7 protein-coding genes, 1 tRNA gene and 1 pseudogene are annotated in these 11425 nt (G+C 57.6%); 3 read left to right on the top strand and 6 right to left on the bottom strand.

Annotation, left to right across the window (positions count from 1 at the left end; translation table 11 throughout):
* The 3 genes and pseudogenes from IPM39_24380 to IPM39_24370 form a co-directional block, all read right to left on the bottom strand.
* A pseudogene (locus IPM39_24380) lies at positions 1-1489 on the bottom strand (SAM-dependent DNA methyltransferase).
* A 265-nt stretch (positions 1490-1754) separates the two neighbouring features.
* Positions 1755-1826 (bottom strand) — tRNA-Gly (locus tag IPM39_24375).
* 35 nt (positions 1827-1861) lie between these two features.
* Complete coding sequence (locus IPM39_24370; GenBank protein ID MBK8989162.1) at positions 1862-3556, bottom strand: AMP-binding protein; 1695 nt, start codon at positions 3554-3556, stop codon at positions 1862-1864.
* A gap of 323 nt (positions 3557-3879) precedes the next feature.
* Here IPM39_24370 and IPM39_24365 point away from each other — a divergent pair, with 323 nt between their 5' ends.
* The 3 genes from IPM39_24365 (at position 3880) to IPM39_24355 (ending at position 8207) form a co-directional block, all read left to right on the top strand.
* The gene (locus IPM39_24365) at positions 3880-5517 is read left to right on the top strand and encodes an ATP-binding cassette domain-containing protein (protein ID MBK8989161.1); all 1638 of its coding nucleotides are present in this window, start codon (positions 3880-3882) and stop codon (positions 5515-5517) included.
* A 363-nt stretch (positions 5518-5880) separates the two neighbouring features.
* The gene (locus tag IPM39_24360; GenBank protein ID MBK8989160.1) at positions 5881-7863 is read left to right on the top strand and encodes a S8 family serine peptidase; all 1983 of its coding nucleotides are present in this window, start codon (positions 5881-5883) and stop codon (positions 7861-7863) included.
* Between the two features lie 95 nt (positions 7864-7958).
* Positions 7959-8207 (top strand): hypothetical protein, encoded by a 249-nt coding sequence (locus IPM39_24355; GenBank protein MBK8989159.1) that lies wholly within the window; start codon positions 7959-7961, stop codon positions 8205-8207.
* A 348-nt stretch (positions 8208-8555) separates the two neighbouring features.
* Here the strand turns inward: IPM39_24355 and IPM39_24350 are convergent, their stop codons facing one another.
* From IPM39_24350 to IPM39_24340, 3 genes are read right to left on the bottom strand one after another with little or no spacing between them, the layout of a single operon-like run.
* Positions 8556-8819, bottom strand: a complete 264-nt coding sequence (locus IPM39_24350) for a hypothetical protein (GenBank protein ID MBK8989158.1) — start codon at positions 8817-8819, stop codon at positions 8556-8558.
* Positions 8820-8850: 31 nt separating this feature from the next.
* Positions 8851-9987, bottom strand: coding sequence for a hypothetical protein (locus IPM39_24345; GenBank protein MBK8989157.1), 1137 nt, complete (start codon positions 9985-9987; stop codon positions 8851-8853).
* 10 nt (positions 9988-9997) lie between these two features.
* Entirely contained in the window at positions 9998-11416 is a 1419-nt protein-coding gene (locus IPM39_24340) for an MBOAT family protein (GenBank protein ID MBK8989156.1), read from the bottom strand.
* Positions 11417-11425: the final 9 nt, after the last annotated feature.

Raw genomic sequence — 11425 nt, 5'->3', positions numbered from 1 at the left:
CGGGCAAAGCCGCTATCTTCCTTTAACCGCGCTATCCGTTCCGGGCTGGCCTGGAAGTTTAGCTTCAACGGCCGTTCCACGGTAATGCGCTGATAGCCAAAATCGGCGTTGTCGAAGATTTTGCAATACGCATTTTCCGCAAAATCGCCAAACAACTGTGTGATCTTGTCAATGTCGGCCGGGGCGATCTGCTTGCGCTTGCTGCCAAACTTTTTGCGCATCGGCGTATCAAACCGGTGGCGTTAATCAGTTGAATTTTGCCCTGGCGCGGCTTCGTCTTCTGGTTGGTAATAATCCAGATATAGGTGGCGATGCCGGTGTTGTAAAACATATCGGTTGGCAGGGCGATAATCGCCTCCAGCCAATCATTCTCAATAATCCAGCGCCGGATTTCGCTTTCACCGCTGCCCGCGCTGCCCGTAAACAGCGGCGAGCCATTCAACACCACCGCCAGCCGGGAGCTATTCCCATCGCGGTTAAACTTGCTGATCATGTGCAGCACAAACAACAGCGAACCATCACTGACGCGCGGCAGCCCAGGGCCAAAGCGCCCTTTGTAGCCCCGCGTGCTGTGTTCTTTTTGGATCACGTCCTGCACCATCTTCCACTCCACGCCAAACGGCGGGTTGGAGAGCAGGTAATCAAACTGCTGATCGGGCAGCCCATCTTCGGAAAAACTGTTACCGGGGTAGATGTTTTTGGCGTTCTGCCCCTTAATCATCATGTCCGATTTGCAGATGGCGTAACTTTCGTCATTCAGTTCCTGCCCATACACTTCCAGATGGGCATCCGGGTTCAGTTCGCGCAGGTACTCTTCGGCCACGCTCAACATCCCGCCCGTGCCGCAGGCCGGGTCATACAGCTTGCGGATGATGCCCTTTTGGGTAAGGGCGGCGCTGTCTTCCTGAAAAAGCAGGTTAACCATCAGGCGGATGACTTCGCGGGGGGTGAAATGCTCCCCGGCCGTTTCGTTGCTCTGCTCCGAAAAGCGGCGGATCAACTCCTCAAATATATAGCCCATCGCCAGATTGCTCACCTTGTCGGGGTGCAAATCGGCGGCGGCAAACTGTTTGACGATAAGATAGAGCAGGTTGTGTTTATCGAGTACGGTGATTTGTTGGGGGAGCTTGAAACGCTCGATGAAGATTTCGCGGGCGTCGGCGCTGAAACCGTTGATCATGTGGTTGAGATTGGCGGCGATGTTGTGGGGGTCGTCGAGCAGTCTGGCGAAGGTGTAGCGGCTGGTATTGTGGAAATTTTGGCCGCTCGCCATGTTGAGCATTAGCTCGCGCATGGTGTCATCAATGTTGGCTGGCAGGGCGCCGACTTTGGCGAGGACGGCGTCTTTGCTCGGTTCCAGTACACAGTCGAGGCGGCGTAAAACGGTGAAGGGGAGGACGACTTTGCCATAGTCGGACTGTTTGTAGCTGCCTCGCAGGGTTTCGGCGATGCTCCAGATGAAGCTGACGTGTTGGCCGTAGTTGGTCATGGAGGTTCCTTGTATATGAGAAAAAAGCCACCCGAAAAGATTACCTGAAGTGTGTGGGTTCGGTAACGGCCGTTTGGGTGGCTGAATAACGATTCAATTGTGCAAAAAATAAGTGCTTAGGCGACTAACCCGGCAACCTGGCCGCATCCCTCTCGGTCAAACCCACACGCCCATAAAGATAACATAAAAAATAACGGCTGGCTACCGTGCCAGAGAACGCAAAACGGCCGTTTTCCACACTGGGAAACGGCCGTTTACCTTTCAGAGCGAGCGACGGGACTCGAACCCGTGACATTTAGCTTGGGAAGCTAACGTTCTACCACTGAACTACGCTCGCAACTGCTCGGATTATAGTCACCGGTCAGGGGCGTGTCAAGCGCGCCGCGCCTGCAGCCATTTGTCCCGGTTGGCGGCGCGGGCGATTTTGCCGCTGGACGTTTTGATCAGCCACTTGGCGTCTACCAGTTCCACAAAACTAACCGTCACCCCGCTCTGCCGTGCCACCTCCTGGCGGATGGCCTTCACCAACGCCTGCCGTTCGTCGGGGTCGCTGACGGCCGTTTCCACCACCACCGCAATTAATTCTGTCCCTTCCCGTTCATCGGGCACGCCAAAAACCACCGCCCGACCAGCGCGCACGCCCGGCACATTGTTCACAATCGCCTCAATGTCCTGCGGATACACATTCTTACCGGCGTTAATGATTAAATCCTTGCTGCGGCCAATTACATATACCTCGCCATCAGCCAGGTAGCCCCGGTCGCCGGTGCGCAGCCAGCCGTCCTGGAACGGCTGCAAATCGGGGCGGTGGTGGTAGCCGCTGAGCATATAGCTGCTGCGAATCGCCAATTCGCCAACGGTGCGGTTGGGCAGGCTGTGACCGATGGCGTCTAACACGCGCACGGCCGTGCCGGGGATGGGTGGGCCGCAGGAGACTTTGACGGCCGTTTCTGGCGCGTCGGGCGCACTAATCTTCGCATAGCCAGTTTGGTCCAATACCGACTGGTCCACAAAATCCAGCCGCGCCGGCTGGCCCGGCGGCGTCTGGGTGACGGCAAAAGTGTTTTCGGCCATGGCATAACTGACGCCCAACATGACGGCCGTGACGCCGTTGGCGGCGAATTTTTCCAGGAACAGTTGATGGCTGTCGTGGCGCACCGGTTCGGAGCAGTTGATGAACAGGCGCATGGCGGCCAGCGACAAGCCCTCCTTGTCCCGCTGGCGGATGCGGCGGGCCATGTGGTTGTAGGCAAAGTTGGGCAGCCAGCAGAGTGTGCCCCGGTGGGTTTGGATGGCTTGCAGCAGCAGGGCGGGGTGCTGCACCCAATCGAACGGCGACAGCAGCACCAGCGGCACGCCCTGCATCAGCGGCAGCAGGAACCCGGCGATGAGGCCCATGTCGTGGTACAGGGGCAGCCAGCTTACGATGACGTCTTGCCCGGTCAGGTGGATGGCGTCGCTGTAGGCGGCGAGTTGGTTGAGGACGGCCGTATGCGACAGCGCCACCCCTTTTTGCAGCCCGGTCGTGCCGGAGGAGTGCTGGAGCAAGGCGGGAGAATCGTGAATTGTGAATTGTGAATTGTTTCGTTCCACACTCTCAACTCCCAACTCCCAACTCCCCACTCCCAACTCCCCACTGCTGTAAACGGCGCAGGCCACGTGGGCGGCCAGGGTTGGCGCGAAGGCGTCGGTGGTGAGGATGGCGCGGACGCCGGAGAAGCGCACCAATTCGGCCAGGTTGCGCAGGTAGATGGTCGGGTCCAGCTTTTCCGTGAGGGTGGGGAACATGGAGGGCACGGCCCCGGCCAGCAGCGCCCCCCAAAACAGATAAATGCTTTCCAGGTTTTGCGTGTGGGCGATGATCACCAGGTCGCCGGGCTGGATGCCGAATTGGCCCAGGGCGTGGGCGGTGTGGGATACGGCCGTTCTAAATTCACGCCGCGTCACATGCACATCCGGCTGGTCGGTCGCCACGTAGATAATGGCGTCCTGGCTGTCGTCCGGGTCGGTGAGGACGTGGGCGTCCAGAAGGGTGTGGTAAAACGGCCGTGTGGTTTGTGTCAGCATAGCACCATTTCTCCTAACGCTTGAATTTTAAGCCCCGTGGCGAGAATTACCAAAAGAACTAAACTGAAATCAAGTTGAAACCCAGCGTTTTTGTGCATTGTCATTCCTTCGGCGCTGCTCAGAACAAGTCTGAGCGCAGTCTTCGGCCCTGAGCGAAGCCGAATGGGGAAGAATCCCTATTTGTCGGCCGCCAGGGGATTCTTCTTCGAAGACTCGTCAGAATGACAGTGCTTCCAACCAAATCGTGACCATCGCAGAATTTGATTTATTTGCCAGAAAACCCTATCATCCCTCGTTCGACATTTTACAGAAGGAAACAAATAATGATAGCGACCAGCAATCTCACCCTGTCCTTTGGACCACGGGTGCTTTTTAAGAACGTCAGTCTCAAATTTCTGCCCGGCCACTGCTACGGACTGATCGGCGCCAACGGCGCGGGCAAATCTACCTTTCTCAAGATTTTGGCCGGGGAAATCGAATCCACCAGCGGCGAAGTAATCACCGATCCGAAAGACCGTATCGCCGTGCTGCAGCAGGACCAGTTCGCCTTTGATGAGTACCGCGTGTTAGACGCGGTTATCCTGGGGCATAAAAAGCTGTATGACCTGATGCAGCAGCGCGATGCGCTGTACGCCAAAACGGATTTTTCCGATGAGGATGGTGTCTTGGCGGCGCAGTTGGAGTCGGAATTTGCCGACCTGAATGGTTACGATGCCGAAGCGGAAGCGGCCACGCTGCTGAAAGGGCTGGGCATTGACGAAACGCTGCTAGACCGGCAGATGGCCGAGTTGGAGGCAACGCAAAAGGTGCGCGTGCTGCTGGCGCAGGCTATGTTCGGCAACCCGGACATCCTGCTGCTGGACGAGCCGACCAATCAGTTGGATCTGAAAACCATCCGCTGGTTGGAAGATTATCTGATGCGCTTCAACAATACGCTTATCGTTGTTTCCCATGACCGGCACTTTCTGAACGATGTTTGCACCCACATTGTGGACATTGATTTCAACCAGATTCGCATGTACGTGGGCAATTATGAATTTTGGTATGAGGCCAGCCAGTTGGCGATGCAGCAGCGCAAGAACGAGGGCAAAAAGCGGGAAGAGAAGATCAAGGAATTGGAGTCGTTTGTGCGTCGGTTTAGCGCCAACGTGGCCAAGGCGCGGCAGGCGACGTCGCGCAAGAAGTTGATCGAGAAATTGACGGTAGATGATCTGCCGACCAGTTCGCGCCGTTTTCCGTATGTGGGCTTTGCCGCGGAACGGCCGTGTGGCAAAGTGGTCCTGCGCGTGAAAGACCTGACAAAGAGCGTGGATGGCGCCCCGGTGCTGTCGCATTTCAGCCTGGAGGTAAACCAGGGGGACAAGATCGCCTTTATCGGCGAGAATGACCTGGTGAAGACGACCTTGTTTGAGATTTTGGCGGGGGAGATGGACCCGGATGACGGCCGTTACGAGTGGGGAACCACCATCACCACATCTTATTTCCCCAAGGAAAACAGTCAATACTTCGACACCGACGACAACCTGATTGACTGGCTGCGCAAGTTTTCGCCGGGCGAAGACAGCGATACCTTCATTCGCGGCTATCTGGGGCGAATGCTTTTCTCCGGTGAAGAAGCGTTAAAACCGGCGCGGGTCCTCTCCGGCGGCGAGAAGGTGCGCTGTATGTTGGCCCGCATGATGCTCAGCGGGGCCAATGTGCTGCTGCTGGACGAACCGACCAATCATCTGGACCTGGAGGCTATCTCCGCGCTGAACGAGGGTCTCATCAAATTCCCGGAAGTGGTGCTGTTTGCTTCCCACGATTATGAATTTGTCAACACCATCGCCAACCGCATCATTGAACTGGCGCCCGGCGGGGTGATTGATAAAGTGATGAGTTTTGAAGAATATCTGGAAGACGAAGCGGTGAACCAACTGCGTCAGGCGTATTACCATGGGGACCATGCGCTGCGTTTGTAGCGGCTAACAAACTTGCAGCAATTCTCAATTTGAAATCCAGCCGTAGGGGCGGGACAGCATTTTTGCCAATCACCAATGCCTTGCCTCCCGCGCCGTCTCGCCCTTCTTTGGTCCTATTGGGCGAGACGGCGCGGGAAAATGCTGTTCGCTGCGGCTCCCGTCCGCGCCGTCCCGTCCCTACGCTAACACCAGGGCAAATTGAGAATTGTTGGAGGGCTGTTTAATCCTCGTTTTTTATCCACTTTTGCTGGAAAATAGCAGTATACTGCTGCCGACAAGCCTCGTTAAGCTGTTTTGTTACCCCGTTCTTCGATAATGTTGTTTTACAATTGCACAGTAAGCCTACACATATTAGGAGATCGTATGAATCGCAAAACCCTTTTGATTGCTTTGCTTGTTTGTTTTCTTGTTGTGGCTGTGCCGGTGAGTTTGTACGGACAAACCCCAGACACACCAGCGCCGGACGCCGGCCAGACATTTGGTGATTTGCGCGACGCCCTGCCCACCGATCAGGTCATCATCCAGTTCACCGATGCGGCGGCCGAAGCTGCCTTGTTGTCGGCCCGCAACGAAGGCCCGCTGCCAGAATTGAGCGCCGCCGCCGGGGTAGATGTGGCCTATTTTCGCGCCATGTCGGGCGATGCCCACGTGCTGAAGCTGACTGAACGGCTGCCGGCCGAAAAAGTCGCCCAGATTGCCGTGGATCTAACGGCCGTTCCCGGCGTTGCCTATGCCGAACCCGACCTGATCAAGACCACCGGCCTCGGCGCGGCGCAAATGCCCGCCGTGCCTGATCTGGCTCCCAACGACACCCGTTACGGCGATCAGTGGCATTATCGCTACACTCCCGGCACTTCTGAGGGACTCAATCTGGAACCGGCCTGGAATATCTCCACCGGTTTGGTCAGCACCGTGGTCGCTGTGCTGGATACGGGCATCCTGAACCACACCGATCTGGCCGGTAAAACGGTGGCCGGGTATGACTTTATCACTGATGTGTTTACAGCCAATGATGGCAACGGCCGTGATAGTAACCCGGCCGACCCTGGCGATTGGATTTTAGCCAATGCTTGTTTCGCCGGCAGCGATCCTTCTGATAGTTCCTGGCATGGTACGCACGTGGCTGGAACCATTGGCGCGGCTACCAACAATAGTCTGGGCGTGGCCGGGGTAAACTGGAACGCCAAGATTTTGCCCATTCGTGTTTTGGGCCGATGCGGTGGCACAACGTCCGACATTGTGGATGGGATGCGCTGGTCGGCCGGTCTGGCTGTCGCCGGCGTTCCGGCCAACGCCAATCCGGCCAAAGTGTTAAACCTTAGTTTGGGTGGGTTTGGCACTTGTACCAGCACCTGGCAGTCGGCCGTCAATGATGTTGTTGCGACCGGGGCCACCGTCGTCATTGCCGCCGGCAACGACAATGCCAACGCCGCCAATTACTCCCCCGGCAATTGCAATAACGTTATCACCGTGGCGGCCACCAATCGCAGTGGTGGCCGTGCCTATTACAGCAATTATGGCAGTGTCATTGAAGTCAGTGCCCCTGGCGGCGCGCAGAGCTTTGCCAACGACCCCAATGGCATTTTGTCAACATTGGACTCTGGCGCAACAACGCCTGCCAACAGCAATACCTACGCCTATTACCAGGGGACCAGCATGGCGACGCCGCACGTCGCCGGGTTGGCTTCGCTGATCCTGGGGATGCGGCCGGGCTACACCCAGGCGCAGGTTTTGTCGCTGCTGCAAAGCACGGCCCGCAGCTTCCCGGCCGGCAGCACCTGTAACACCAGCAATTGTGGCTCCGGCATCGTAGACGCCTATCAGGCCCTCAACGCGCTGAACGTCACCTTTACCGACTTTGTTTACCTGCCGGGCGTCTTCAAGTCAGCGGCGCCCCCACCGCCTCCGCCACCGACATGTACCCCGCAAAGCGGCGAGTCGAACAATATTAACGATGCGTTGATCACCTGCACCGGCCATACCGCCACCGGGCAAGTCAGCGCGGCCGACCGGGATGACGTGTATAAGATTATGATGCAGGCCAATCAGCATTTGCGTATTGTCATGACCGGCAGCGGCGGTGATGCGGATTTGTATCTCTTCCCACCAGGCACAACCGATGTGAATACCGACCCGGCCGCGGCTGCTTCGCTGAACGATGGCAACGATGAGCTGATCGAGGGCACAACGTTGGTCGGCGGTTATTGGTACATTGACGTTTATTCCTACTCTGGAACCACCAATTATGCTGTAACTGCTACGGTGACGAACATGTTAACCGGCGAAGCGGCGACGCTTCTGCTGACGCCGGAAAATACGCAGCCCACATCGCGCCAGAGCAAATAAACAATAAGACCTGACAGGTCTGTGACCATAAATAAAAAGCGAGGGCGAGTGTCATAAACGCTCGCTCTCGTGTTACTTCCAGCCAGGAGAACCCCATGTCTGCCATTTGTACCTTTGATTATGACATAGCCGTCACCTACCCCGACGAGCAAGTCCTTCAAGATCGCGGTGAATTTGAAATTGCCTTTGACAATGCCGCTTTGAAGGAATTGAGTGAAATTGACTTGTTTGGCGAGCTGGTGTTTGCGATTTTGGAATCATTTCACCAGGAATTCACCGAGCGCGGCGGGCTGCTAGACAGCCCAGACGTGACGGTTTCGATCCGCAATATCACCTGGGATTAGTAGGGGCTGCGTCTTTTGCCAGCGTTGTTTGGCAAAAGTCGGCGTCATTCTGACGAGTCTTCGCTCCGAAGTTAGTGCCTGGTGCAGTCTGGCGCAAGTCTTTAGCATATTTTTCCCTCTCCGCAACCCGCTCCCACTGGGAGGGGAATAAGGGGAGGGAATTTATCCAACAAAGATTTAAGCATTGGTGTACTAGCAGCCTGTCGGAGAACTCAGGATAGGTACACGGATTGAACGGATTCGACGGATTTTTACGGATAAATCACCAGAAAATCGGTGTAAATCCGTTAAATCCGTGTCATCCGTGTATCCATTTCTACTTTTCCGACAACCTGCTAGACGTTTGCTTCAACGGCCGTGCAAATCCCGCTCCACACGGGCGACCATCTGGTTGAGCGTGTCTAGTTTGTCCACCGTCAGGTCGGCGTCGGGGATGTAGACGCCAAATTCATCCTCCACATACACGCCAAACTCGGCCAGGGCAAAAGAATCTATCAACCCGCCGGTGATGATACCTTCGTCGTCTTTCAGGGGGTAGCTGGCGTCGCGGACCAACTCGCGGGTAATAAAGGCCCGCAATTTTGCGCGAATGTTTTGTTCATCGTTCATCATTCCCCGCTCCTCATTCATCATCCATCATTCATCATTCCAAAAACGGCCGTATCCCCTCCGCCACCATGTCCGCATACAACTTGCTGCCAACGGCCGTCAGATGCACCGGCGTGTCGCTAAATTCGGCGGCGGGAATGGCATCCCACAGGTCCAGGTAAGGCCAGCCGTGGGCAGCGGCCGCTGCCGCCAGCATTGCCCGATACTGGTCGTAGGCCCAACGGGGATAAAAAGAATTGTAGCGCAAATCGCTGTTCTGGCCGCGGCTGATAAACATCGGCTCGTTGATCAGCAGGACAGGCACATCCCCGGCCAGGGTGAAGCCGGCGGTCAACACGTCGAAGGCCAGGTCGCCGGTGGTGAGAGTGGCCGGTTCGGTGAAGGTCTGCCAGCTAACGTCGGCCTCGAAGTCGCTGCGGCGCGGTTCAAATTCGGCGGGGATGGTCTGGTCTATGCCGGTAGCCGCCCAGGCGAAGCCAAACTGCTGCAAGCGCAGCCAATCGGCCAGACTGCGGCGCTGCCCAACCAGGCTGCGCTGCCAAAAGGTGGGGGTGACAAAACGGCCGTCCGCCGCATCCAGGTCCAACTCATAGGTGGCAATCAGGCGGCGCAGGCGCTCCGGGTTGTTTTGCACCAGCGGCGGGAACACCTGCTTATCACGCGGGAATGATTCCAGCGTCACCGGCCACAGGATCAAGTCGGGGTCGGTTTGCCGGGCCGCATCCAGCAGCAGCAGGTCTTTGCTCAGGGCCATGACCGGGTAGCCCAGGTTGTAGACGCGCACGGAACGGCCGTCGGCTGCTGCCAGCCCCAGCCCGTTCAACTGACCGGCCAATGTGTCCGCATTGTCCAAAAACCAACCCCACGTGCCTGAATCGCCGACGAGCAGGACGCGAAATTCGTCGGCCCCTTTGGGCTGGCTGATGGCGTGGCTGGCGAGCATGGCTGGCACATTGTGCAGGCTGAGGTTGTAGCTTTCGGCCGGATTTTCGCCGTAGGGCAGGCGCAGCCGCCCTGGCAGCAGTCGGTTGTACAGCGACAATTTCCCCAATGCTTCCAGCGGGTATAACCAGGCAAACAGGGCGTTGAGCAGCAGAAAGAGAACGGCCGTTTTGCCCAAAACCCGCCCAATCACCCTCCAATTGACGATTGACGATTGACCATTGACCATTGACAATTTGCTACCAGCCTATGCCAAGTAGTTTGGCGAACGTCGCCGCCGCCTGGTCCACGTCTGGCAGCAAGAACCAGACCCAGCCGACGACGACAAAATGAAAGGTGATAAACCAGCCAAACAGCGCCCAGGCCCGTTTTTGCCCCGGCTTGCCTTCCAGGGCGCGATACCAGCGGCGGGTGCGGTCGCTCCACTGCTTGTGGATGAACAGCCCGACGCCGTGCCACAGGCCCCAAATCAGAAAGGTCCAGGTGAGGCCATGCCACAGGCCGATGGTGGTCATGGTGGCGATTTGGGCGATGAAGACGATGAGGGTGGGCGACGGCCGGGGTTTGCGCCGCAGCAGCGTGCGCGACAGCGGCGTAAAGACATAAAACCGCGCCCAACTGCTCAGAGTCATGTGCCAGCTTTGCCAGAAGGTGGTGATATTGGTCTGGAGATAGGGGCGGTTGAAGTTTTCCGGCAGGCGAATGCCCAACAGCAGCCCGACGCCGATGGCGATGTCCGTGTAGCCGGCAAAATCGAAGTAGAGGCGCAGGGCGTAGCCATACAGCAGCGCCCACAAAGCCAGCGGGGAGGTGACTTGGGTGGCGTTGACGGCCGTTAATGACATCCCTTGCGCCAGCGAATCGGCGATCACCAATTTTTTGAACAGCCCGGCGGCGATGCGCAGCCCGGCCTCGCCAAAGCGGGCGGCGTCCAGGACGACCAACTGTGGCAGGGCGCGTATATCTTGCACAAAGCGCTCGGCGCGGTCTATTGGCCCGGCGATAAAAGCCGGGGCGAAGATGATGTAGGTGACATACTCGCGCAGCGAGAGGTGGGGCAGCAGGCCGGTTTGCCGGTCGCGCAAGGTGTGGATGAGGCGGAAGGCGACGTAGGAGAAGCCTAACCAGGCCAGGTCGGCGGGGGCAGCCAGGGATGGGTTTTGGCCGCTGAGCGAACGCCAGAATTGGGCAGCGGCCGTCGCCAATGGTGCACTTTTTAACACCACAAACAAACCCACGACCAGTACAATGCTGCCGGTCAACACACGGCGCTGATCGGCCCGGTCGGTCAGGCGAGCGATGAGCAGAACAAAGCCGCCGAGCAGCAGCAGGGCGACGGCCGTTAGCCAGGGGGAGGGCGGCCGTGAAGCGGTCAGACGATAGGCGCCGTCCAGGTAGCGATTGAAGGCCATGCCTACGACCAGGGCAAATAAAACGAACAGCGTCAGGCGGTCTTCAGGCCAGGTGGTTTGGCGGGCGGCGGCGTCCGGTGGGCGGGTCAGCAGCCAGCCAAGTACAGCCAGGGCCAGGGTGGCCGTAGGCAGCAGGGTGTCGGCAAAGCGGGGAGCCAACGGCGCTTGCAGCCAGTAGATCGCCAGCGTGCTGCCAATCAACAACACCCAGCCCCACCCGTTTTGCCCTTTTCTGCCTTTGTCCATTGCCATTAA

This window comes from Candidatus Leptovillus gracilis (assembly GCA_016716065.1).
GTDB lineage: Bacteria > Chloroflexota > Anaerolineae > Promineifilales > Promineifilaceae > Leptovillus > Leptovillus gracilis.
The sequence above is the reverse complement of the archived record's forward strand: the minus strand, read 5'-3'. Positions and strand labels throughout refer to the sequence as shown.

Bases quoted from the DNA above. Each gene is read 5' to 3' on its own strand.
- IPM39_24370 (MBK8989162.1), bottom strand. From the start codon at position 3,556: ATGCTGACACAAACCACACGGCCGTTTTACCACACCCTTCTGGACGCC.
- IPM39_24365 (MBK8989161.1), top strand. From the start codon at position 3,880: ATGATAGCGACCAGCAATCTCACCCTGTCCTTTGGACCACGGGTGCTT.
- IPM39_24360 (MBK8989160.1), top strand. From the start codon at position 5,881: ATGAATCGCAAAACCCTTTTGATTGCTTTGCTTGTTTGTTTTCTTGTT.
- IPM39_24355 (MBK8989159.1), top strand. From the start codon at position 7,959: ATGTCTGCCATTTGTACCTTTGATTATGACATAGCCGTCACCTACCCC.
- IPM39_24350 (MBK8989158.1), bottom strand. From the start codon at position 8,819: ATGATGAACGATGAACAAAACATTCGCGCAAAATTGCGGGCCTTTATT.
- IPM39_24345 (MBK8989157.1), bottom strand. From the start codon at position 9,987: ATGGTCAATGGTCAATCGTCAATCGTCAATTGGAGGGTGATTGGGCGG.
- IPM39_24340 (MBK8989156.1), bottom strand. From the start codon at position 11,416: ATGGACAAAGGCAGAAAAGGGCAAAACGGGTGGGGCTGGGTGTTGTTG.